Origin of the sequence: uncultured Marinobacter sp. (genome assembly GCF_947259545.1) — a bacterium.
In the GTDB taxonomy this organism is placed as follows: Bacteria; Pseudomonadota; Gammaproteobacteria; order Pseudomonadales; family Oleiphilaceae; genus Marinobacter.
Genome location: NZ_CAMYMK010000003.1, coordinates 139,218 through 161,174, shown reverse-complemented (window position 1 = coordinate 161,174; position 21,957 = coordinate 139,218). Strand labels below are relative to the sequence as shown.

The window sequence follows — 21,957 nt, the reverse complement described above, 5'->3', positions numbered from 1 at the left end:
ACGACCGTTACACCCTGGCGCGCTCGCGGCCTACCCCGGCAGCCCAGTGCTCGGGAGGTCAAGGCCGGGATTGGCGTTGCGCTATCGGGCCTGTTGGCCAGCACGATCTGGCTGCTTTCGCTATCCGCCGCAGCCGCGCTGGCATGGGACTTTTGGGGACTGGCCGGTGGTGCCTACACCGGCATTGCGTGGCTGGTCGTCCCTCACGCCACTGTGCTGACGTGGCTCTTGTATCGACATGTCCGGATGGATACCGCGCCCGGCCGCATTGATCGGTTGATGGTTGCTTCGCTTGGCTACGTGGTGTGGTTTGGGCTGGTTCCATTACTAAGGCTGGCGCAACTATAAGCATCCGCAGGCTGAAGATGGCCAAGCACAGCTAGTCTAATTCATGGTGTGACTTCAGGTTGTGCGAATCGAAAGCAGCGTGGAAAATCCTGCCCGACGCAGTAACTCAGTACTATGAGGAAGGACCTGCGAATACATAGCAATCGCAGGCCTGGTAAGGATCTCTAGAGAAAACCTGTAATAGCGAAGTTCTAGCCAAAACCAAGAAAGGAAAGAACCACGACAATGATAACGACTGCACCGATGATATAGACGATATTGTTCATTAGTAGATACTCCTTTTCATCAACCCGACATCGCGCTTGTCCCCTTCCGTGTGGCGCGCGATTATAACTTCACGCGGAGGCTACTCCTTTGTTTCATCTCAGTTCACAATAGATTATCGGCTTCTTATGGTCTGTTCGCTGGCGAACTGAGTTGCGAAAGAAAGCATCGATAGCCCCCTAATCATCCTCTGCCTGTTCATGGGCGGTTGTCATAGATCTCTACATTCTCGCCGCGTTGGCCTGTGGTTGGATGTATCAAGACGGCAAAAGCCGTGGGAAAGGGTTGGGCTATCTCATCCCGTTCTTCGTTCTGACAGCGGTATTTGTATCGGCAGGTCCGCTGCTATATTTGATGCTGCGTGGTCGGCAAGAGTCCGAAGCCAAAGCCAGCAAAATATAGCCAACCGCATCAGTACGCGGCCGAAAGTCACCAACGCGCTCTGCGCTACGTTGAGACAATGCAGTGACAACTATGGATTTCAATTGGGGGCTCCTAGGGCCAGGACGGATCGCCGAGAAATTTGCTCAGGCGATGCAAGCTGAGGGCGTTGGCACGCTCAAGGCCGTTGCCAGCCGTAACGCTGATCGCGGTCGCGCGTTTGCCGATGCTCATCAGATCGACACCGCCTACGACGATTATGAAAAGCTGTACCGGGATGACGGCCTGGATGCCATCTACATTGCCACCCCGCATAATTTTCATCTCGAACAGGCGCTCGCAGCGATAGCCTGCGGCAAGCACCTTCTGGTTGAAAAGCCTCTGACCATCACCGCTGTCGATTCCGAGCGCCTGTTCGCGGCCGCCCGGGCCAAAGGAGTCTTTGTGATGGAGGCAATGTGGTCACTATTTCTGCCCGCTTATCAACAGGCCAACGCCTGGTTGGCCGGGGGGAAAATAGGCGAGGTCAGCGGTGTGCGATCCTCCTTCGGTTTTGTTGTGCCACGCAAACCTGACGACCGCCTGCTGAACCCCGCTCTGGCCGGCGGCGTTTTGCTGGATATGGGGATCTATACCGTCGCCACATCGCAGTGGTTCATGGGGGCGGATCCCGAAACGATCGTTTCACAGGTCCGCGTGGGGCCAACCGGGGTCGATGAAACCTGCGCTATCCAGCTGCATTATCCCAATGGCAAAGTCAGCCAGTTGCTTTGCAGCTTTGAGAACAAATACGACAACGAATTAACCGTTTTTGGCAGCAAAGGACGTATCGTTATTCCCAGCAACTTCTGGCAGTCGGAAAAGATCAGCCTGGTGGAAAATGACGATAGCGTGCACACGGTTGATTGTCCGTTCGAGGTCAACGGCTTTGAGTATCAGATCAGGCACGTGGTCAGATGCATCGCAGAGGGAAAGCCTGAAAGCGACCTTATGACCCACGAACGAACCCTGGCCAGCCAGCGCATTATGGATGTGGTCCACCGTGAGGCCGGCCTGCTCACGGGGAGATAGCCGAGTTTTGGCATGAGGCGATCCATGCCTGGGGATGCTGAAGAATTACCTTCCCGACTCGCGGGACTGACCGCGAATGTTGCAGCCCCAAGCCAAGGGATTGGCCTGGGTTCACTGCTACCCTGCCCGGCCAGACCGTCCGTTTCCGACGAACACAGACTGCATCAGACAGAACCATGACTCCAGAAGAACCACGAAGCTCGTTTGTCACCTCCATTATTGAAGAACAGGCGCCCCAGGAAGTCCTGCAACTCGGCCTGGGTGATTTTGACCTGACGCTGTCAGTCTGCCGTGTGCTTAACACGCTGGACAATTCTGCGCTGACACTGCTTACCCCCAACCTTCTTCAGCATTCCGAGTTTCTGAAAGAGATCCGGAAACGGAACGTGGAAACGGTGATGGATCTGGTGGAACTTAACCGAACGCCCGCCGATGAAGTACTTCCGGATTTCTATTTCCAGAACCGGGCCATCAACCTGGCCATCATTAATGAAGTGGGCCCATTCGATCAGGCTCTGGTAGCCATTTACTACGTCGACAAGATGCTCGTCTCCCGGGGCACCCTCATCCTCAACAATGCCGACACACCGGTGATGAGAAAGCTGTGCCGTTACCTGGTGACTGAGCGTGAATACACCCTTCAGCGAACCCTCGGCGGTGTAAAGAACGGGTCGGTCCTCACCCGATTGCTTCGCCGCCAATTCAATAAGGCTCCCAGGGTTGTGAAGAACACCGTCAATACGCTCATCAACCCCGACCTGCTCATGCTTGATGACGATCCGGAGCTTCAGGGCTCGGTGGTCGTCCTGACAAGACGCGCGGAGGAAGGCGAGATCGATATGGATTTCGATACCCTGCTGGAATCCATAATGAGCGAGTAAACCGGGCTTCCCTGGAGCGACAAGAAGACCTCCGCGACCGGATGGCGGCGTGCCGGGCAATGGGCTAGGCTGTTGTTCTATCGTTTTTCGGCATGGCGCTGACTAACACCGGGAGCAATCATGAAACCACGGATCAGTATGATCACCTTGGGTGTGAGTGATCTCCAACGTTCGATCAGGTTCTACGAGCAGGGGTTGGGCCTTCCCAGAATGGATTCCCCACCAGAGGTGGCATTTTTTACCCTGAACGGCACTTGGCTCGGCTTGTATGGGCGTGATGCTTTGGCGGAAGATGCTTTGGTGCTTGGGCGTTCAGAAGGGTTTGCTGGGTTCAGTCTGGCCCACAATGTGAGCTCGGAGTATGAGGTGGATGAGGTCATGGCCGAGGCGGTCGCAGCCGGCGCCGTTGTCACCAAGCCTGCCCAAAGAACGGATTGGGGTGGCTACGCGGGCTATTTTTCCGATCCTGACGGTTATCTCTGGGAAATCGCACATAACCCGTTGTTCTGGGTCGGGCCGGCAGATGAATAGTGGTTCAATAAACCCGGTCTTTCTCTACGTCCTCGTTAGCCAACAACAATAGAAGGGGAAGCTTTTGGATCTGGATGAAGTCGTTCGACAAGCCGGTGATGAGCGATCTGCGATCGCTCTGAAGGGGCTGCTTCGGAGGTTTTTAGACCCAGCCTTCGGAGCCCTGCCAAAGTCAGAAATTGAATTGCTCGTATTGAACGCTCTGGAAGAAATAGGGGCTATCTCATCTGAGCCCGGGGTATATGAGCTCGTATCAACGCTTCGTGTTACAAGAACTAAAGCCCGTAAATTAATCTATGAGAGAGAGCTGAGAAGGCTTTCAGTGTCGGAATTAGATTCACGAGTAAAGAATCTTCTCAAGCGCCCGATCATTCAGAAGTCTGGCGACCAATTCGTTTTAGAAATTGAAAACCCGCTGATATCTGACCACTTACGATCGAAAGTCCAGTTACTCGGCCACGTTTCAGACGGCTCTTTCTCACCCAGTATCGTCAAACTGCCTCTGGACGCAGTCGTTGCACTGATTGAACTATACATCCCTGAGCATGAACGCCAGCCGGTTAAGGAAGCGCTCGTTGCGGCTGGTGCTCCAGACCAGTCCTTTAAAGGTGTGCTGAAAGCCGTCCTCAAAAAGGTTGCTGGTAAAGTCGCATCAGACACCGGAGAGGCATTGTTGGAAAGCGCCTCTGGGTATATGTCGCCTATCGTTGATGGAGCAGTTGACGGGCTCACAGAAAAGATTTCAGAAGTTTTCCCCGCAGAAGGTGGGAATGGTGATTAACAAACTCAGGTACAGGGAAGGTTTTAAATGAGACTTAATAAGTCACTCTCGATTACTTTGTTTATTTTATTATCTGGGTGTTCGTTCTTTACGACCAGTGGTCGACAGGTATATGTGGAGAATCGTTGTGAGCACGATACCGCTGCTAGCACCAGAGGCCTGAACCACTGCCAGGATGCTGCCAGCATTAATGCCTATCACCAGGATTACGAAACCTATCAAAGGGAATACGAGGAGCTGTCGAATTCGCCCTCTCCCAATCGACTATGAAGTGCACCTCAAACACAAGGAGCTCCCATCATGTCGGCTAACAAGATTGCACTTCCACCTATCGGTACCCTCGAGGACTGGCAAAAGGCCCACCAGGCACTCCTCGTCAAGGAAAAGGAACTGACGCGCGCCCAGGATGCGCTGGCCGCCGAGCGCCGCAGACTGCCGATGGTCCCTGTCGAAGAGCACTTCAACTTTACCGGGCCGGAGGGCGAGGTTTCGCTGGTTGACCTGTTTCAGGGACGTCGGCAACTCATCGTTTACTGTGCCATGCTGGAGCCCGGTGCAGCGCCCTGCCAGGGTTGTTCAATGGTCATGGACAACATTGGTCACAATATCGTCCACGTCAACGCCCGGGACACCACCTTCGTGTTCACGTCACCGGCACCGCAAGGCGAGATCATCGCCCTGCAGAAGCGGATGGGCTGGGACACGCCATGGTACACGGATCACGACCGCCGCTTCGCCGACGCCTTCGATGCCGGAAAAGGGTTTGCGGTGAACGTGTTCATTCGTGATGATGACAACCGCGTGTACCGCACTTACTTCACCACGGATCGCGGGGCCGAGCTATTCGACACCAATTTCCGGTTGCTGGACCTGACACCCTATGGCCGTCAGGAAACCTGGGAGGACTCACCCCAGGGGTGGCCACAGAGTCCGCCGTTCGAGTGGTGGCGTATGCACGACGAATACGACACATAACCAAGGAATTCCGATTTGCCCGAGCTAAAGACTGCCGGCCTGTTTTTCATCACGGCCATTGCGGAAATTGTTGGCTGTTACCTGCCCTACCTCTGGCTGCGCGAAGGCAAAACCATCTGGCTCCTGGTGCCGGGGGCTTTGAGCCTGGCGGCCTTTGCCTGGTTACTGTCATTGCACCCGACCGCGGCTGGCCGGGTGTATGCAGCGTACGGTGGCGTCTATATTTTTACCGCTATTCTGTGGTTATGGGCGGTGGACGGCATTCGGCCAACGGTCTGGGATTTCGTGGGCTCATCGGTGGCGATTCTGGGCATGGCGATCATTATGTTTGCGCCGCGCAACGTCTGAGCAGTGAGGGCAGGTTTGCTCGACGATCCATTAACGGCACCGCTGGCCCCTTTTGCGAAAACGGTGTGGCGGTGGCAGGATAGGCGCTTTCTGATGTCGTGCTAGAGGGCGCCATGAACCCGACCATTGAACTTCTCAAGTCACACCGTTCGATCCGCAAATTCCAGGATCGAAAGATTCCCCGCGAGCTGTTCGAGGAGCTGATTCGTGCCGGCCAGAGTGCTGCCACATCCAGCCACGTGCAGGCCTATTCCATCATCCACGTGGTCAACCCGGAGAATCGTGAGACCCTGGCGGAGTTGAGTGGTGGCCAGCGCTATGTGGCGGAGTGCTCCGATTTCCTGGTGTTCTGCGCAGACATGAAGCGGGCCACGGATGCCGCCGAACGTGCCGGTGCCGAGGTGGTTCGTGGTATGACCGAGCAACTGCTGGTCGCCAGTATCGATACCGCACTGGTTGCCCAGAACATCGCGACAGCAGCGGAATCCGAGGGGCTGGGCCTGTGTTACATCGGTGGCATCCGCAACAACCCGGCCGAGGTGAGCGAATTGCTGCACCTGCCGGAGCATGTCTACCCGGTGTTCGGGATGTGCCTGGGCTATCCGGACCAGGATCCGGAGGTCAAGCCACGCCTGCCACTGGCGTCGGTCCTCAAGGAGGACTATTACCAGGACGAGCGCGACCCGGAGCTGGTGGCGGAATTCGACAACACCATGCGCACCTATTACCACGTCCGCACCGGGGGCAACAAGGACACCAACTGGTCGGAACAGCTCAAACCGCTGTTCACGTCCAAGCTACGCCCCCACATGCGGGACTTCCTGCGTGGCAAGGGTTTTAAAATGAAATAAGGCGCAATCACCAATGAGTGAAAACCCCGAGGCGGCGAAGTAAGCCGCCCGTTGCAGGCGGAACCCTACAGTGAGGAAGGGGCCAGTCATTTTACTTAGCCAGGCCCCGGACTCACGCGTAGAATATCAGCGGCACAAAGGCCACCAGCACCAGGGATATTCCCATGGCAATCAATGGCATGATGATGCGTTCGTGTCGTTGATAGAAGGTGCCACCTTCCTGTTGCGCGGCCAGCACTTCTGCTTCACCGACGACCTGCCGTGTCAATAGGTGGTTCAATGCGACGGGCGGACTCAGGTAGCCTAGTTCGAACGCCACCAGAGTCACCATCCAGAAGTGAATGGGGTGTATCCCGCTGCTGTAGGCGATGGTGGACACGGTGGCGGTGACCAGAATAACGGCACCAAACGCATCCATGATCATACCCAGGACCACCAGGATGACGACCATCAATAGCATCGCGGACCAGGCGCTGTCGAAGGCCTGGGGGAAAGCTTCCATGATCTGGGAACGTTCGATAACGCCACCGATGCTGACCGACAGGCCCAGCAATAACAATAGCGCGCCTATCTCGGAGGTAGTGTCGTTGGTGGCCGAGCGAAGGCTGCTCTCCATGCCTTGGTGGGGTTGCTCCTCACTGGCGCGACCGGCCGTCTTCTTCAGGGTCACATGCTCAAACAGCAGTATCGCCAGCATGATCACCGGCAGCAGTCGCGGCGCCGAGAATTCATCCATGCGCACGTCCAAGGCAAAGCGGTAAAGCAGTACCACGCCGGCAATCACCAGGGCGTAGGGAATCAACGGACGCAGGGCTTTCATCATAGCCGGGAAGGCTTCTGCGGAAGGCGCCAGGTTAAACTTGCTCTGGCGGTTGACCGTCAGCGCCACGGACATGAACATCAGGGCCGTCAGTACAAACACCCAGATACCCCAGCCAAACAGCTCGTCAGTGGTCACTTCCCGGTTGAGATAGGCAATCACCACCACCAGCAGGCAGGGGCGCAGCACCACCCCCAATGAACCGGACATGGCGGTGGCGGCCAGGGCGAGATGCCGGCGGGCACCGGCAGCACGCAGTTCACCATAGATCACCGCACCGGCGGCGATGACGAAAATGCCGGAAGCACCGGTATAGGCAGTAGGTACTGCCGCTACCAGAACGGCAACCACGGCCAGCATCTCCGGCGGCATGCGCCAGGGGCGGAATACGTCAAAGACCAGTGTCGCCAGCCGGGTCTGCTTGAGCATCATCCCCACCCAGACGTAAAGCCCGACGTTCAGGAACATATCCGCCAGCTCCATCATCTTGCCAAGATAGATGCCGATGCCGGAGGCGTGACCGATGAGGACGAAGTAGGTACCGGAGATCAGACACATCACCGTATACAGCGGCACCGCAAGGAACGCCTTGTTGAAGCTGCCACCGTCACGCAGATCATCCGGCACGCGGAACAATCGGTACAGGCTGGCGAGGGTGAGGCAGGCAAAGCCGATGATCCACAGATTATGAAGGAGCAGTGCCTCCGCAGACATGGCGGTTTCATCGCCCATGCTCGATTGCCGGAAAATCAGACTCGAGCCCAGCAGCATCGCATTGGCAACACTCTGGAGGGCATGAGATACGGTGTAATCGAGCCGGGTTTCCATCGCCCGCATGGCGATATGGTGGCGACTGAGGGTCGCGGTCACCGCACACAGCATAACCAGTATCACCAGGATATAACGCTGGGATTCCAACCCGAACGCAATCAGATCGGCGACGAACAACTCGACGGCCCGATAGGCTTTGACCCCGGGGGTCAGTTTGTCCTTCAGGCTCTCATAACTGGCGAAACTGGCCTTGCAATCCGCCACTGACCGCTCGATGGCGAGGCGGACATCCGCCGGGTCCTTCTCCTGCGCCCCCAACAATGCAGCCATGGGGTTGTCAGAGTCACCCGCCTCGGAGAGCTCCTGCTGGATCGCAGCCTCGATGTCCCGGTTGGGATTGCAGGTCGGCTGGACCGAATCGGTGCGGAGCTTGTAATAGCTCCCCCACATCTGCTCCCCTGCCTGCAGCATCTGGTTATGGATATCACTGCTGGTGGAAAACAGCACCACCGCCAGCAACAGCAAACAAGCGGGCAAAGAGGAAAACCACTCCAGCCGGGTACGACGGAATCCAACCTGGGACATAACAGCGCGACCTGAAGACATGGGCGTTACAACAGATCGTCCAGATCCATGGTTTCAACATCTTCCTGCTCGTCATCCCAGAAAGTACCCAACTGCCCCAGCGGTGTTCGATGGCCGTTGTTCTCTACCCACATGCGATCAGAAATGGCGACGATCAACTGCGTCGACATGGCATCGACAAAGGCCCAATCCTCGTTCGAGGGCGTTTCCTCAATGGACTCGGCATGACGACGGATCACGTCGCGCAGACGCTCATTGTCGCCCTTGTTCATGGCAGCAATCGCGTGGAAGACATGGCTGAGGCGAACACCCGCCTGTTCACCCTGCCGGTCGGACATTTCCAGCCGCTCGAAGGCATTTTCGCCTTCGGGCATGGCGCCGGGGATCATCGCCCAGATGGTGGCTCGCAACGCCATCGGCGCCCCCCACCACTTCTCGTTGTCCAGGCAGCTGGTTGCCCTGCCAACCATAGAGCCCACATTCTTGGGCACACCAATCGCGGAGGTGGACTGAATCTCGGCGTTCAGCGCCTGAAGCCCCGACAACAGGCCCGCCATGTAGATGAATTCGTCCAGGTCGTCATCGAAGTCCGGGCATTCACCATTACCGGGCTCGCCGTAGAAGGCATTGTGATGCTGCCAGCTGCGGAAATAGCGCTTGGCAGCCAGAGCATGGGCACGCTTCTGGCGAATCATCGCGTCCTCAGCGGCATCACCATCCATGTTTCCCAGAGCGGCCAGTCCGGTCAGTTCGTGTTCACGAGCCTGCTCATCGGCACAGCCCGCGGCTGACAGGTACAGCATCACGGCAATCTGGTCCGGCTCATTGGTTACCCGACCAAACGACATCAACAACGGCGCCGTGGCCTCGCTCATGGCGCAACCCATAGCCAGATCATCAGTGGCCAGCAGGTAGGGCACGGTGTGGTTGCGGGAGAACCCCTGAAGGACATCGCCGGTGGTCTTGTAAACCATGTGATTCACCACGCCACACCCGCTCAATGCAACACTGGCAACCACGGCTGCAGTCACACCTCGCAGTTTTGCCATTCCGGGCAACCACTGTCCCGCAGCTTTCTGGAAACGTTTCATAACTTCTACACCTTCTTTTATTGTTTTCAGAGCCAACCGGGCCGTCTGGACCACCGCCTGCGAATCGTTACAGTTTGTAACCGGGCTCGCATTATGGCGGACAACCCTTTGTTTTTATGAGAACCGCACCGCAAATAAAAGCGGTAAAACACCACCGTTTGCCATCAAGGGTTTGCACATTGCCGCCGAACCCACTATAGATTTGTGCAACCTGCGGCTGGCTTGCCGCCGGTGTGACACCAAAAACGACAATAAGGAGTACCCGATGCGCAAACCCGAACTGGCAGCCGCCATTGCCGACCAAACCGGCCTGACCCGCGAAAAAGCCAGCGAAGTCATTACCGCTTTCACCGACCAGGTTTCAGCCGCAGCCTCCAGAGGCGAGGACACCACACTGATCGGATTCGGCACATTCAATATCCGCACTCGCGAAGCCCGCAATGGGCGCAACCCCCAGACCGGTGCCACTATCAAGATCCCTGCCAGCAAGACCGTCGGGTTCAAAGCCGGCAAGGCTCTGAAAGAGGGAGTCAGCTAAGCTGAACGGGCCCGCTATGCGGGCCCCCTCTTACTACACCTTCAGGAAGCACACTCCGACCGGGAACCGTCCACTCGACAACGAATCGCTTTCATCAGTTTGATTGCGCGTTCGTCGTAGACACCGTCCTCAAGCAGGGACAAACGCACCTTCCTCAGCATCTTGTCGTATTCCGCCACATCTTCCTGCGGGGGATACATCCACACATCGTCCGGAATGTCGGCTTCAGCCTGGTTAATGATTTTGTAGGCTTCGTCAATGCGCGAGATGGCCTGGTCGCGCACCATCTGGCCGGCGTCATCCGGGAAACGGTCGCGGTGGATGATGACCTGGAAGTTCATGTACGCCAGGGCGTACTTGAATACGCCGCCATCAGGCTGCACGCCCTTGTACAGCTCCAGCGGGGAGTAGGCCACCGCCGGTGCATAGGCCAGATCGACACTGCCATTATTGAATTTTCCGGCAAAGTTGGCGGAGTTGGAGCCCACGACCGAAGCCCCCACATGACGCACCATGCGCACCGAAGCGGTATCGAAATCCAGTGTAGCGATACGCTTGCCCTGGAGCTCCTGCACCGAATCGATGGAACGGTCGCGGGTGTGCAGGTACACAGCGCCACCCGGGAATACGCCGGCCACTTCGTAGGGGCCATCAATCAGGAACGGCCGGGCCTTGGGTTGGCTCAGGGTGTTGTACAGCAGGCGCATTTCCTCTTCGCCCGGAACGGCCCCCATGGCCTCGAGTGAGCCGGTGAACTTGTTGAACTGACGGGCTCGGGTACCGGTCAGCAGTACGGCGTCGCACTGCCCGGCCTTGAAGTCCTCGGCCGCCACTTTCTCGTCGGTGTAGGCACGCAGGTCAAGCTTGATACCTTTCTTCAAAGCCACCGGCTGGAAGGTTTTGGTAATGGCGAACAGCGGGCCATTGGCACCCACCGGATCAAAGACACAAAAACTTCGTTCGAGGATGGATTCTTCGGCCTGGCTGACAGGCGCGAGCAACAGACTGGCACACAGGGCAGCGACTGCGGCCACCCGTTGCCGGAGGTTAGGTGATTTCACGGGATAACTCCTGAATTATTATTGTCAGACGTTTCAGGCACATCCATTTGTACCCGCACATCGTGAGATCCTGACCTGAGATTAGGTCGGGGGGCACAAGAATACGTTGGCACTGGAGCCTGACTTCAAGGGCTTTTCAGCAAAAAGATGGAAATCTGTGATGGGCTCGACAGAGGTATGGCAACCTCTGCCGCATTTTCCCCAGGGTGCGAGCGGGATCAGAACGATCCCGCGCCCCAGGCCACACGCCCCTCACAGAGAGTCAGTTTGACGACGCCAGGGATGGCATCATCAAGCATCGGCGCATTATGCCCGGCTGACACCAGGGTGCCCTCGCCCGGGGTCCAGGTCGCGTCCGGATCGAATATACACAGGTCGGCACTCGCATCCACTTCCAGGCTGGCATTCCGACCCAGGATGGAAGCCGGACCTGCAGTCAGTGACCGCAACAGGGCGGGCAGCGTCAATTCACCCCGGCCCACCAGCATCAGTCCCATAGACAAGGTGCTTTCAATGGTGGACAGACCGGGCTCGGTAGCGCCCAGTGGCGCCTGCTTGGCTGCCGTATCATGGGGTTGGTGCTGACTGACGATGGCATCGATGACACCGTCTCGGACACCGGCCACCAGGGCCTGGCGGTCAGCTTCGGCGCGCAGTGGTGGGCGCACGTGGAAGCGGCTGTCAAAACCGGCCAGGGCGTCTTCGGTATACAGCAGTTGGTGCATGGCCACATCGGAGGTCACACTGATGCCACGACGACGGGCGTCCGCCACCATTTCCACACTGCGGGCCGACGACAGCTGACTGAGATGCAGGCGGACACCGGTTTCCTCCGCCAGCAACAGCATCTCCATGACCGAGGCGGTTTCCGCCACTTCCGGAATACCCAGCAGACCCAGCCGCGAGGCCACCAGGCCGTCGTGGGCATAACCATCGGCCGCCAGGGCCTGGTTTTCGGGGCTGAACATCACCGTTAGCCCGAAGGTTTTGGCGTAGGCCATGCACCGGCGCAGGATTCGCGCATTACGCACGCCACGGCCGCCATTACCCAACGCCACACAACCCGCGGAGGACAGGCCCGCCATATCGCTGAGCAGATCACCTTCCAGGCCGCGGGTCACCGCGCCTACCGGCAACACCCGGACCGGTGAGCGAGCCTCCGCCACGTCCCGGATCAGATGGGTGACGGCGCCGGAGTCGTTGACTGGCGAGGTCTCCGGTGAGGCACAAACCGTGGTGAAGCCACCCCGGGCCGCCGCCCGGGTTTCCGAGGCTATGTTGCCTTTCTGTCCGGTGCCCGGCTCCCGCAGGTTGCAGCACAGATCCACCAGACCCGGTGCGACAATACCACCAGCGGCGTCAAACACCTCATCGCTGTGGGCGGCGTCGGCGGCTTCCCCGATAGCGCTGATCCGACCATCAACGATGTGAACGGAGGCCTTGGTCAGATCGTCACTGCCGGGCAGGAACAGCCGGCCATTGATGATTTTCAGGGATGCACCGGGAGTGTTGCTTGTCTCTGTCACGCCTGTTCCCTCCCGGTCTGTTTCTGATTGCGTTCCGACACCTGCCCACCCATGGCCATGGACATAACCGCCATGCGAATGGCGATGCCGTTGGTGACCTGATTCAGGATCACCGACTGAGGGCCATCGGCCACGGCGGATTCAATTTCCACCCCGCGGTTGATCGGCCCCGGGTGCATCACGATGCATTCGGGATGGGCCAGCGCCAGCTTGTCCCGGCTGAGGCCGTAGAGGCGATAGAATTCCCGCTCGCTGGGCAATAGGGCCCCTTCCATCCGCTCTTTCTGGAGCCGCAGCATGATCACCACGTCCAGATCCTTCATGCCTTTTTGCATGTCGTATTCCACGGAACAGCCCAGACTTTCCACGTCTCTCGGCAACAACGTGCCCGGAGCGATCACCCGTACTTCCGCCGCACCGAGCTCATTCAGTGCGCGGATCTGGGAACGTGCCACACGGGAATGCAGCACATCGCCGACAATGGCCACTTTCAGGCCTTCGAATCCGCCCTTGTGCTGGCGAATGGTCAGCATATCCAGCATTGCCTGGGTGGGGTGGGCGTGGCGACCGTCACCGGCGTTGATAATGGCGACGCCCGGGGTCACGCTCTCGGCAATGAAATGCGGCGCCCCGCTCTGGGAATGCCGAACCACAAACATGTCACTGGCCATGGCTTCCAGGTTGAGCAGGGTGTCGGACAGGGACTCCCCTTTGGAGGTCGCGGAAGTACTGATGTCCAGGTTCAGCACGTCGGCGGACAGCCGCTTGGCGGCCAGCTCAAAGGTGCTGCGGGTGCGGGTGCTGGATTCGAAAAACAGGTTCACCACCGTGCGCCCCCGAAGCAGGGGCACCTTCTTGATGGTGCGCTCACCCACTTCGATAAAGGAATCTGCGGTATCGAGAATGTCGGTCAACAGGGCGCGGTCGAGCCCGTCAAGGGTCAGGAAGTGCCGCAACTGGCCGTCCGCCGTCAGTTGCAGGGATCGTTTGGAAGCTTGGTCTACAGTCATGTGTCGCCTGTTCACAAGAGAGTTTCGCGGTGGTTACTGTCCGGTTTCCTGCAATTCGATGTGCAGCGGGTCGGGGCCGCGGAGTTTCACCCGCTGATGACTCTCCAGCGCCAGCACCTTGCCGGTCACATCCGGCTGGATGGGCAGTTCCCGGGCACCCAGATCAATCAGTGTGGCAAGAATGATACTGGCTGGACGGCCATAATCGAAGATTTCATTCATCGCGGCGCGAATGGTGCGACCGCTCATGATGACGTCGTCGATCAGGATGATGTCGCGATCCTCGGTGCTGAACGGCAGGCTGGACGGTTTGACCTTCGGGTTGAGGCCAATGCGGCTGAAGTCATCCCGGTAAAAGGAGATGTCCAGTTCGCCGTAGGGCTCTTCCAGCCCCAGGCGCTTCCTCATAACATCGGCGAGCCAGACGCCGCCAGTGCGAATGCCGATAAGCGCCGGGGACGTCACGCCCCGGTCCGCCATGATGTTGCGCAATCCAGCTTCCAGCTCGTCCAGTAACCGGTTCATATCAAGCAATGCGGTCATTATTTCCTCACTTAACGCCACCGGCGATATCCGGCGGGATTTACTGCTGGCGAAACCAGGTTTCCAGGATCAGCACGGCGGCGCGGTCATCCACCCCGTGGCGACCAAAATCGCGGCTACCACCACCGGCCATCACCTCGCCCTTGGCTTCAAAGCTGGTCAGTCGCTCGTCGACCATTTCCACCGGCACATGGAAGCGGCCGTGCAGGCGTTTGCCGAACTTGCGGGCGCGGGCACACATGTCGTTTTCGCTGTCGTCCATGTTCAGGGGCAGGCCGACCACCACCAGATCCGGCTTCCATTCGTCCAGCAGCTGGCCGATGGCATCCCAGTCCGGAATCCCGTCCCGGGCCGGCAACAGTGTCAGGGGCTGGCCAGTGCCCAGCAGCTGCTGGCCGGTCGCGACACCAATGCGGCGGGTACCAAAGTCAAACGCCATGACCCGGCGGCTGCTCCCTTCAGGCATGGCCGATGGACTCGCTCAGTTGGTTCAGGTCAATTCCGATCAGCTTCAGCACGGCTTCGTAGCGTTTGTCCCAGGGGGTGCGGAACAGGATATCGGTGTTGGCCGGACAGGTCAGCCAGGAGTTACTGCCGAGCTCGCTGTCCAGCTGCCCCTCACCCCAGCCGGCATACCCCAGAGCCACCAGAAACTCTTCCGGCCCCTCTTCACAACCGATGCCTTCCAGGATATCCCGTGACGTGGTGAGCATCACATCATCCGTCACCTGGGCCGTGTTGTGCCAGGTGGTGCCGGGTGAATGCAGGACAAAGCCGCGCTCGGGCTGCACCGGGCCGCCACTGAAAACCGGCAGATCCAGTTCACCGCCCTCCATATCGAGCTGCTCCAGGATTTCCCCCAGGTGAATGTCCAGGGGGTGATTGATCATCAACCCCAGAGCACCTTCATCGGAATGCTCGCACAGATAGATAACCGCCCCGTGAAAACGCGGATCATCAAGGTAGGGAGAGGCCACCAGGAAGTGGTGCCGCAAACTGTTGGGAGAATGTTTTGATGCCGTCATCCCGATGTCAGCCCCCGCCGCTGGAAAGACCAGGTTCGAATGATTTCAAGCTCGTCGACTTCCTCTTTCATGCTGTCCGGGAACGGCGCGAATGGTGCGGCCATGCGCACGATACGAATGGCGGCATCATCCAGCACGGTGCTGCCGGAAGATTGCAGAATGGCGACTTCCTTGATTGTGCCATCCTTTTTCAGAGAAACCAGCATCCTCAGTGTGCCATAGATACCGGCTCGCCGCGCCTCTGTTGGATAGTTGATATTGCCGACCCGCGTCACCTTGGAGATCCAGTTCTGAACGTACCAGGCATTGCTTGAGCGCAGGGTGGACGCCGCCGTTACCCTCATGATGCGAGGCTTTTTGGCGTAGGCCTGGCGCTGGGCGTCAAACCGGGCCTCAAGGCTGGCGATTTCCAGGCTACGCTCCATCAGACTCTTTTTCTTACGCTCCGGCAGCGGCTCTTCCGTCGGTTCCACCGCCTCTTCCGGTTCCTGGACCTGGCGACTGGCCGCCGCCTTGGTCTTGACCGCTTCACGATCCTGCTGCTTCATCGGCTCAATCCGGGACGGCGGTTCCGGCTGCACCTCGGCAATCTCCGGCTGGCTGACGTCCGTCGGCTGCGGTGAGGTCAGCTCACGTACCTCTTCCTCGGAACCGCTGCCCTGCTGACTGGTCTGGGCCAGAAAGTCGGCCTCGTCCGGATCGGTTTCATCGTCAAACTGCGACAGGGTGATTTCCATGGTTTGCGCGGAAGAGCGCGGGGGCTCCGGCGCAAAGGTAATCCCCAGCACAATCACCGCATGCACGGCCAGCGCCATGAACAGGGTAAAGGAAAACCGGTCGAAATCACTTACCTGCGCTGCCATTGCTACTTCAACCGCTTCTCGATGGCATCCATCAGTTGCCCGGAAATATCGATACCAAACGCCGTATCCAGTTCACGAATGCAGGTGGGGCTGGTGACGTTGATTTCGGTGAGGTAATCACCAATCACATCCAGCCCGACGAAGATCAGCCCCTTCTCCTTGATCACCGGCGCCACCCGGGCACAGATTTCACGGTCCCGGTCTGTCAGTTCACGACCTTCGCCGCGACCACCGGCCGCAAGGTTGCCCCGGTTTTCACCGTGGGACGGGATCCGCGCCAGCGCGTAGGGTATCGGCTCGCCGTCTATCAGCAGGATGCGCTTGTCGCCGTCGCTGATTTCGGGAATGAATTTCTGGGCCATGGCCTGGTGCGTGCCATAGTGGGTGAGGGTTTCGATAATCACCCCCAGATTGGCGTCGTTTTCCTTGACGCGGAAGATGGAGTGGCCGCCCATGCCGTCCACCGGCTTCATGATAATGTCGCCATGTTCAGCGTAGAACTCACGGAAGCGGGTGGCTGATCGGGTCACAATCAACGGTGGCGTCAGGTCATGGAACTGCGTCGCGAACAGCTTCTCGTTACAGTCACGGAGAGTGGCCGCCGGATTCACCACCAGCGCGCCCTGCTGTTCCGCCGCATCGAGAATGTAGGTGGCCATCAGGAATTCCCGGTCCACCGGCGGGTCCTGGCGCATCAGGATGACATCCAGATCACCCAGCGCACGATCCTGGGAAGCGCCGAAGGCATACCAGTTCTCCGGGTCCATGTGCACCGTCAGGTCGCGGGTGTGAGCTCTTGCCTGTCCACCCTTCAGGTACATGTCCGGAAGCTCCATGTACTCAATCTGCCAACCGCGTTTCTGGGCCGCCAGCAACATGGCCAGTGAGCTGTCTTTCTTGAAGTGGATCTTCTCGATGGGGTCCATCACGATCCCGAGTCGGACTGTCATAATGTGTCTTGAGCTCCAGGGTTAAAAACACGAACCGGTCAGCAGAGCGAAGGATAGATTAAGTGCTATGCTGTGAACACTGATGGTATTGTACCCGAGCTTGTAATGCATCCGCAGAAATCCGGGGTGTATAACGTGACATTGCGGGCAGAAGTACATTTAGTCACAAAGTTGTGCTTTTTATCCGGCCATCGATCCTCTATAAATAAGCGGGATTTATAGAAGAACCTTTAGGTTTGTGTTAAAACCCCCGTTTAAAATAATGACAGTCGCTGAGCGCAAGGCAGTTGGACAATGGATGACAACTTCGAGAATCTGAAGATTATGGTGATCGACGACAGCAAAACCATTCGTCGCACCGCAGAAACCCTTCTGAAAAAAGTTGGTTGTGAGGTCATCACCGCAACTGACGGCTTTGATGCTCTGGCGAAAATCGCCGATTCCCAGCCGGACATCATTTTTGTCGATATCATGATGCCGCGCCTGGACGGATATCAGACCTGCGCACTGATCAAGAACAATTCCTCTTTCAAGAAGACGCCGGTCATCATGCTCTCCAGTAAGGACGGCCTGTTTGACAAGGCCAAGGGCCGTATCGTCGGTTCTGATCAGTATCTGACCAAACCGTTCAGCAAGGACGAGCTACTCAACACCATCCGCCAATACGTACCCCAGGCGGAACAGTAAATCTGCCGAAGTATCGAACTATTGAGGAAAACATGGCCCGCATTCTGATTGTTGATGACTCCCCCACCGAGGTGAAGAAAATCTCAAGCATTCTGGAAAAGCACCAGCACGAAGTACTGACTGCTGATAACGGTGCTGATGGCGTGGCAAAGGCCCGCGCTGAGACTCCGGATCTGGTTCTGATGGATGTGGTCATGCCGGGCCTGAATGGCTTTCAGGCTACCCGGCAGCTGACCCGCGCACCGGAAACCGCTTCCATCCCCGTGGTGATCGTGACCACCAAGGACCAGGAAACCGACCGTGTCTGGGGCACCCGTCAGGGCGCCAAGGGCTACCTGGTCAAACCTGTCAACGAAGATGACCTGATCAAAACAATCAACAGTCTGATTGCCTGATCCCCAACCGTGGAGTACGCATGTCCGCCCAGGCCGCCCCTTTTGCCGTTCTGACGGATATCGCCCAGCGCAGCCGGTCCATGGCGGCCGGCCTGCCGGAGCAGCAGGAAGCCGTTGAGCTCTGGAATGGCATCGGCTTTGTTCTGGCGGGCGAACGCTATGTGGCGCCCATGGGTGAGGTCACAGAAATCCTCCATGTTCCCCGGTTTACACATATACCGGGGGTCAAGCCGTTCATGATGGGCGCGGCCAATGTTCGCGGCCGCCTCCTTCCCCTTGTCGATCTCGCCGGTTTCTTTGATGTATCCCGCTCATCCCGCAGTCTGCGTGAGCGCCGGGTTCTGGTGGTGGAACAGGGCGACGTGTTCAGCGGCCTCGTGGTCGACAGTGTGTCCGGTATGCAGTATTTCGCGCAGGACAACTTCGTGGCTTCGCCCGGAGATGTGCCGCCGAGCGTTCGGCCGTTTGTGAACGGTGGTTACGAACGAAATGAAGAGGTCTGGAAAGTGTTCTCCGCCGCCGACCTGGTGGAAGACGAGCGGTTTCTGGACGTTGCGCAGTGGTAAGGATGATGACAATGGCAGGAGCATCATCCCTGCTACCCAAGCACGCAGAAGCAAACTTGCCAATATAATGAAAAGGCCGGGAGCCAGAAGATGAAAAACAGAGCCGGAAGATTCAGTATGGGACAGGGAGGCAACAAACTCGTTGCCGGCCTGATTGCCGCACTGATTGCACTCACCGTCCTGCTTGTTGTGGTCCTGTTCATAATCAACAAGGACAGCCAGAACGACCAGGAATACATCGCCCACGCCTCTGAGCTGCGGGTACTGTCACAGGAGATTGCGAAGAACGCGACGGAAGCCGCCGGCGGCACCGCCGAAGCCTTCGACCAGCTGCGCCGGTCCCGCGACGAGTTCCAGCAGCTGTGGTCCTATATGGTTGACGGTAACCCCGAAACCGGCCTGCCGCCCAGTGAGATTGCCCGGCAAAGCAGTGTTCAGGCCAAGTGGGACGCGGTCCGTGAAAACGCCGACAGCATCCTCTCCACCCGCGACGCGGTGCTTGGTCTCCACGAAGTGGCCCGGACGCTGAACGAAACCATCCCGCAGCTGCAGGTGGAGTACGATGACATCGTACAGATCCTGCTGGATAACAACGCACCGGCGGAACAGGTGGCCCTGGCGCAGCGTCAGTCCCTGTTGGCGGAGCGTATTGTGCGCTCGGTTAACAACGTACTGTCCGGTGACGAAGACGCGGTTATCGCCGCTGACCGCTTCGGTCGCGACGCCAGCCTCTTCGGCCGGGTTCTTGAAGGCCAGATGAACGGCAACCCGGCCATGGGCATCTCCCGGGTGGATGACGAAGACGCCATCTACGGCCTCGAGGCCGTCGGCGAACTGTTCGAATTCGTTTCCCAGAACGTAGATGCGATCCTTGAAGCCTCTCCCGACCTCTTCAAGGTACGTACTGCGGCCTCCGACATCTTCCAGAACTCCCAGATCCTGCTGGACGATATTTCCGTCCTGGCGGACCAGTTTACCGGGCAGGCCGGCTCCCGCCTGATCAGCCCGACTCTGGCCTTTATCATCCTTGCCGGCATGGTCGGTATTGTTGTCCTGATCGGTGTCGCGCTCTACCGCGAAGCCCAGGAACGTCTTGCCACCACCCAGGAGCAGAACGAGCAGAACCAGAATGCGATCCTGCGACTGCTGGACGAACTCGCCGATCTGGCGGACGGTGACCTGACCACCGAGGCCACAGTCACCGAGGACTTCACCGGTGCCATCGCGGACTCCATCAACTACGCGATCGACCAGATGCGCGGACTGGTACAGGCCATTCGTGGTACAGCCGTCCGGGTTGCTTCGGCATCCCAGGAAACCCAGGCCACGGCCATGCACCTGGCGGATGCTTCCGAGCACCAGGCCCAGGAAATTGCCGGCGCCTCCGCCGCGGTGAACGAGATGGCGGTGTCCATCGACCAGGTATCCTCGAACGCTGCCGAATCCTCCGCGGTTGCGGAGCGGTCAGTAGCGATCGCGAAGAAAGGCGCGGAAGTGGTACAGAACACCATCCGCGGCATGGATAACATTCGTGAGCAGATCCAGGAGACCTCCAAGCGGATCAAGCGTCTGGGTGAATCTTCCCAGGAAATCGGTGACATCGTATCGCTGATCAACGACATCGCCGACCAGACCAACATCCTGTCCCTGAACGCGGCAATCCAGGCCTCCATGGCCGGTGACGCGGGCCGGGGCTTCGCGGTGGTTGCGGACGAGGTTCAGCGCCTGGCGGAACGTTCCTCCGCGGCGACCAAGCAGATCGAAGCTCTGGTTAAAACGATCCAGTCGGATACCAACGAAGCGGTTATCTCCATGGAACACACCACCGCTGAGGTGGTCCGTGGTGCCCGTCTGGCCCAGGACGCGGGTATCGCGCTCGAGGAAATCGAGAACGTATCCATGAGTCTGGCGGAACTGATCCAGAACATTTCCAACGCCGCCCGTCAGCAGTCGTCGTCTGCGGCGCACATTTCCAACACCATGAATGTTATCCAGGAAATCACGTCCCAGACCTCCTCGGGTACCAATGCGACCGCGAAGTCCATCGGTAACCTGGCAGAAATGGCGTCCGAGCTGCGGTCCTCCGTTGCCGGCTTCACCCTGCCGGAGGAAGAAGGAGCGGAACAGCAGGAAGAGGAAGACAGTGACGTCCCGGTGGTGAGTTGATCGACGTTCCGAGGCGATTGACGGTTTATGGCTGAAACACGCGACGACCGCTCACCTGCCGAGGGCATCTGGTCTCTGCGCCGACTTCCGGAAATGGATGAGGCGCAGTTTACCCAGTGGCAAACCTTGCTGGAGCAGCGAACCGGCATCACCCTGTCCTCTGGCCGCCAGTCCTTTCTCGAGACCAATCTCGGGATTCGGATGCGTGAAATCGGCTGTGACAGTTATCAGGCCTACTACGAGCGGATCGTCTCCGGGCCCGACGCCATTGTGGAATGGGCAACCCTGGTTGACCGCCTGACCGTTCAGGAGACCCGGTTCTTCCGGGATCCCGATGCCTTCCGGTTCGTCTCGGACTTTGTCCTGACCCGGCCACGGGAGCAACTGAAACGGCGACCTCTGGAAGCCTGGAGTGTCGGGTGCTCCAGCGGAGAAGAGCCCTACACACTGGCGATGATTCTGAACGAATGCATGACCCAGCTGGCGTTGCCACCGCTGTTCGGGGTAACCGGATCAGACATCAGCAAGCCAGCGATCGAAAGAGCCCGCAAGGGCGTGTTCAATACCCGCAAGCTGGCGGGTGTGAACGACGATCTCAAGGCCAGATACTTTCGGCCAGCGGAACGAAATGCCGTGGAAATGTCGGAAAATATCAGGGAACGGGTGTGTTTCACCCAATTGAACGTGCTGGACCTGAACGAAGCTCCGATGCACGGGATGAACATTATCTTCTGCCAGAATCTGCTGATTTATTTCCGGCGCTGGCGTCGGCGGGAAATCGTAAAGCGGCTTGCAGAAAGGCTGGCGCCCGGGGGGTTGCTGGTCCTGGGCCAGGGAGAGCTGACCGACTGGCAGCCACCTGGCTTACAGAGGGTACCCTCGGAACATGTGCTGGCGTGGATCAAGCGCCAGACTGACGAAGAATAACC

The 21,957-nt window shown here is 58.3% G+C and carries 23 protein-coding genes; 13 read left to right on the top strand and 10 right to left on the bottom strand.

Annotated elements, in window-relative coordinates; all coding sequences use genetic code 11:
* The first annotated feature begins 1,086 nt into the window (after positions 1 to 1,086).
* The 7 genes from Q0Y21_RS06540 (at position 1,087) to nfsA (ending at position 6,431) form a co-directional block, all read left to right on the top strand.
* Positions 1,087 to 2,064, top strand: coding sequence for a Gfo/Idh/MocA family oxidoreductase (locus Q0Y21_RS06540; protein WP_297792822.1), 978 nt, complete (start codon positions 1,087 to 1,089; stop codon positions 2,062 to 2,064).
* 176 nt (positions 2,065 to 2,240) lie between these two features.
* Complete coding sequence (locus Q0Y21_RS06535) at positions 2,241 to 2,945, top strand: hypothetical protein (protein WP_297792818.1); 705 nt, start codon at positions 2,241 to 2,243, stop codon at positions 2,943 to 2,945.
* A gap of 120 nt (positions 2,946 to 3,065) precedes the next feature.
* Positions 3,066 to 3,476, top strand: a complete 411-nt coding sequence (locus Q0Y21_RS06530) for a VOC family protein (RefSeq protein WP_297792815.1) — start codon at positions 3,066 to 3,068, stop codon at positions 3,474 to 3,476.
* 64 nt (positions 3,477 to 3,540) lie between these two features.
* A complete protein-coding gene (locus Q0Y21_RS06525; protein WP_297792813.1) occupies positions 3,541 to 4,257 on the top strand; it encodes a hypothetical protein in 717 nt (238 codons plus the stop codon).
* Between the two features lie 300 nt (positions 4,258 to 4,557).
* Entirely contained in the window at positions 4,558 to 5,232 is a 675-nt protein-coding gene (locus Q0Y21_RS06520) for a DUF899 domain-containing protein (protein WP_297792810.1), read from the top strand.
* Positions 5,233 to 5,247: 15 nt separating this feature from the next.
* A complete protein-coding gene (locus Q0Y21_RS06515) occupies positions 5,248 to 5,580 on the top strand; it encodes a YnfA family protein (RefSeq protein ID WP_127334097.1) in 333 nt (110 codons plus the stop codon).
* 113 nt (positions 5,581 to 5,693) lie between these two features.
* On the top strand, positions 5,694 to 6,431 hold the full coding sequence (nfsA, locus tag Q0Y21_RS06510; RefSeq protein ID WP_297792804.1) for an oxygen-insensitive NADPH nitroreductase: 738 nt from the start codon (positions 5,694 to 5,696) through the stop codon (positions 6,429 to 6,431).
* Positions 6,432 to 6,543: 112 nt separating this feature from the next.
* Here the strand turns inward: nfsA and Q0Y21_RS06505 are convergent, their stop codons facing one another.
* Positions 6,544 to 8,607 carry a TRAP transporter large permease subunit gene (locus tag Q0Y21_RS06505; RefSeq protein ID WP_297792801.1) on the bottom strand — a complete coding sequence of 688 codons (2,064 nt, stop codon included), beginning with the start codon at positions 8,605 to 8,607 and terminating at the stop codon, positions 6,544 to 6,546.
* A 26-nt stretch (positions 8,608 to 8,633) separates the two neighbouring features.
* Entirely contained in the window at positions 8,634 to 9,698 is a 1,065-nt protein-coding gene (locus tag Q0Y21_RS06500) for a hypothetical protein (RefSeq protein WP_297792798.1), read from the bottom strand.
* Positions 9,699 to 9,963: 265 nt separating this feature from the next.
* Between Q0Y21_RS06500 and Q0Y21_RS06495 the strand changes: the two genes are divergently transcribed.
* Complete coding sequence (locus Q0Y21_RS06495) at positions 9,964 to 10,236, top strand: HU family DNA-binding protein (protein WP_297792795.1); 273 nt, start codon at positions 9,964 to 9,966, stop codon at positions 10,234 to 10,236.
* 41 nt (positions 10,237 to 10,277) lie between these two features.
* Here Q0Y21_RS06495 and Q0Y21_RS06490 read toward each other — a convergent pair whose 3' ends face one another.
* The 8 genes from Q0Y21_RS06490 to gshB all read right to left on the bottom strand — a co-directional run bounded on the left by Q0Y21_RS06490 (position 10,278) and on the right by gshB (position 17,214).
* On the bottom strand, positions 10,278 to 11,297 hold the full coding sequence (locus Q0Y21_RS06490; RefSeq protein ID WP_297792792.1) for a putative solute-binding protein: 1,020 nt from the start codon (positions 11,295 to 11,297) through the stop codon (positions 10,278 to 10,280).
* 218 nt (positions 11,298 to 11,515) lie between these two features.
* Positions 11,516 to 12,790 (bottom strand): dihydroorotase, encoded by a 1,275-nt coding sequence (locus Q0Y21_RS06485; protein ID WP_297792938.1) that lies wholly within the window; start codon positions 12,788 to 12,790, stop codon positions 11,516 to 11,518.
* 29 nt (positions 12,791 to 12,819) lie between these two features.
* Complete coding sequence (locus Q0Y21_RS06480) at positions 12,820 to 13,833, bottom strand: aspartate carbamoyltransferase catalytic subunit (RefSeq protein WP_297792789.1); 1,014 nt, start codon at positions 13,831 to 13,833, stop codon at positions 12,820 to 12,822.
* A 33-nt stretch (positions 13,834 to 13,866) separates the two neighbouring features.
* Positions 13,867 to 14,358, bottom strand: a complete 492-nt coding sequence (pyrR, locus tag Q0Y21_RS06475) for a bifunctional pyr operon transcriptional regulator/uracil phosphoribosyltransferase PyrR (protein WP_297792935.1) — start codon at positions 14,356 to 14,358, stop codon at positions 13,867 to 13,869.
* A gap of 58 nt (positions 14,359 to 14,416) precedes the next feature.
* Positions 14,417 to 14,842, bottom strand: a complete 426-nt coding sequence (ruvX, locus tag Q0Y21_RS06470) for a Holliday junction resolvase RuvX (RefSeq protein WP_297792787.1) — start codon at positions 14,840 to 14,842, stop codon at positions 14,417 to 14,419.
* Complete coding sequence (locus tag Q0Y21_RS06465; RefSeq protein WP_297792784.1) at positions 14,835 to 15,401, bottom strand: YqgE/AlgH family protein; 567 nt, start codon at positions 15,399 to 15,401, stop codon at positions 14,835 to 14,837. The genes ruvX and Q0Y21_RS06465 overlap by 8 nt, the downstream gene beginning before the upstream one ends.
* Positions 15,398 to 16,264, bottom strand: coding sequence for an energy transducer TonB (locus Q0Y21_RS06460; RefSeq protein WP_297792781.1), 867 nt, complete (start codon positions 16,262 to 16,264; stop codon positions 15,398 to 15,400). Before Q0Y21_RS06460 ends, Q0Y21_RS06465 begins: the two co-directional genes overlap by 4 nt.
* 2 nt (positions 16,265 to 16,266) lie before the next feature.
* Positions 16,267 to 17,214 (bottom strand): glutathione synthase, encoded by a 948-nt coding sequence (gshB, locus tag Q0Y21_RS06455; protein WP_297792778.1) that lies wholly within the window; start codon positions 17,212 to 17,214, stop codon positions 16,267 to 16,269.
* 294 nt (positions 17,215 to 17,508) lie between these two features.
* On the opposite strand from gshB, the gene pilG reads away from it, so the two are divergent.
* From pilG to Q0Y21_RS06430, 5 genes are all read left to right on the top strand, one after another.
* Positions 17,509 to 17,901, top strand: a complete 393-nt coding sequence (gene pilG / locus Q0Y21_RS06450) for a twitching motility response regulator PilG (RefSeq protein WP_008175635.1) — start codon at positions 17,509 to 17,511, stop codon at positions 17,899 to 17,901.
* 32 nt (positions 17,902 to 17,933) lie between these two features.
* Positions 17,934 to 18,296, top strand: coding sequence for a twitching motility response regulator PilH (pilH, locus tag Q0Y21_RS06445; RefSeq protein ID WP_127334111.1), 363 nt, complete (start codon positions 17,934 to 17,936; stop codon positions 18,294 to 18,296).
* Positions 18,297 to 18,316: 20 nt separating this feature from the next.
* Complete coding sequence (locus Q0Y21_RS06440; protein ID WP_297792771.1) at positions 18,317 to 18,862, top strand: chemotaxis protein CheW; 546 nt, start codon at positions 18,317 to 18,319, stop codon at positions 18,860 to 18,862.
* Between the two features lie 90 nt (positions 18,863 to 18,952).
* A complete protein-coding gene (locus Q0Y21_RS06435) occupies positions 18,953 to 21,028 on the top strand; it encodes a methyl-accepting chemotaxis protein (protein WP_297792768.1) in 2,076 nt (691 codons plus the stop codon).
* Between the two features lie 27 nt (positions 21,029 to 21,055).
* Positions 21,056 to 21,955 (top strand): protein-glutamate O-methyltransferase CheR, encoded by a 900-nt coding sequence (locus Q0Y21_RS06430; protein ID WP_297792765.1) that lies wholly within the window; start codon positions 21,056 to 21,058, stop codon positions 21,953 to 21,955.
* The last annotated feature ends 2 nt before the right edge of the window (positions 21,956 to 21,957 follow it).

Excerpts from the sequence above, each read along its gene's own strand:
- Q0Y21_RS06540 (WP_297792822.1), top strand. The coding sequence starts at position 1,087 with ATGGATTTCAATTGGGGGCTCCTAGGGCCAGGACGGATCGCCGAGAAA.
- Q0Y21_RS06535 (WP_297792818.1), top strand. The coding sequence starts at position 2,241 with ATGACTCCAGAAGAACCACGAAGCTCGTTTGTCACCTCCATTATTGAA.
- Q0Y21_RS06530 (WP_297792815.1), top strand. The coding sequence starts at position 3,066 with ATGAAACCACGGATCAGTATGATCACCTTGGGTGTGAGTGATCTCCAA.
- Q0Y21_RS06520 (WP_297792810.1), top strand. The coding sequence starts at position 4,558 with ATGTCGGCTAACAAGATTGCACTTCCACCTATCGGTACCCTCGAGGAC.
- nfsA (WP_297792804.1), top strand. The coding sequence starts at position 5,694 with ATGAACCCGACCATTGAACTTCTCAAGTCACACCGTTCGATCCGCAAA.
- Q0Y21_RS06505 (WP_297792801.1), bottom strand. The coding sequence starts at position 8,607 with ATGTCCCAGGTTGGATTCCGTCGTACCCGGCTGGAGTGGTTTTCCTCT.
- Q0Y21_RS06500 (WP_297792798.1), bottom strand. The coding sequence starts at position 9,698 with ATGAAACGTTTCCAGAAAGCTGCGGGACAGTGGTTGCCCGGAATGGCA.
- Q0Y21_RS06495 (WP_297792795.1), top strand. The coding sequence starts at position 9,964 with ATGCGCAAACCCGAACTGGCAGCCGCCATTGCCGACCAAACCGGCCTG.
- Q0Y21_RS06480 (WP_297792789.1), bottom strand. The coding sequence starts at position 13,833 with ATGACTGTAGACCAAGCTTCCAAACGATCCCTGCAACTGACGGCGGAC.
- pyrR (WP_297792935.1), bottom strand. The coding sequence starts at position 14,358 with ATGAACCGGTTACTGGACGAGCTGGAAGCTGGATTGCGCAACATCATG.
- ruvX (WP_297792787.1), bottom strand. The coding sequence starts at position 14,842 with ATGCCTGAAGGGAGCAGCCGCCGGGTCATGGCGTTTGACTTTGGTACC.
- Q0Y21_RS06465 (WP_297792784.1), bottom strand. The coding sequence starts at position 15,401 with ATGACGGCATCAAAACATTCTCCCAACAGTTTGCGGCACCACTTCCTG.
- Q0Y21_RS06460 (WP_297792781.1), bottom strand. The coding sequence starts at position 16,264 with ATGGCAGCGCAGGTAAGTGATTTCGACCGGTTTTCCTTTACCCTGTTC.
- gshB (WP_297792778.1), bottom strand. The coding sequence starts at position 17,214 with ATGACAGTCCGACTCGGGATCGTGATGGACCCCATCGAGAAGATCCAC.
- pilG (WP_008175635.1), top strand. The coding sequence starts at position 17,509 with ATGGATGACAACTTCGAGAATCTGAAGATTATGGTGATCGACGACAGC.
- pilH (WP_127334111.1), top strand. The coding sequence starts at position 17,934 with ATGGCCCGCATTCTGATTGTTGATGACTCCCCCACCGAGGTGAAGAAA.
- Q0Y21_RS06440 (WP_297792771.1), top strand. The coding sequence starts at position 18,317 with ATGTCCGCCCAGGCCGCCCCTTTTGCCGTTCTGACGGATATCGCCCAG.
- Q0Y21_RS06435 (WP_297792768.1), top strand. The coding sequence starts at position 18,953 with ATGAAAAACAGAGCCGGAAGATTCAGTATGGGACAGGGAGGCAACAAA.
- Q0Y21_RS06430 (WP_297792765.1), top strand. The coding sequence starts at position 21,056 with ATGGCTGAAACACGCGACGACCGCTCACCTGCCGAGGGCATCTGGTCT.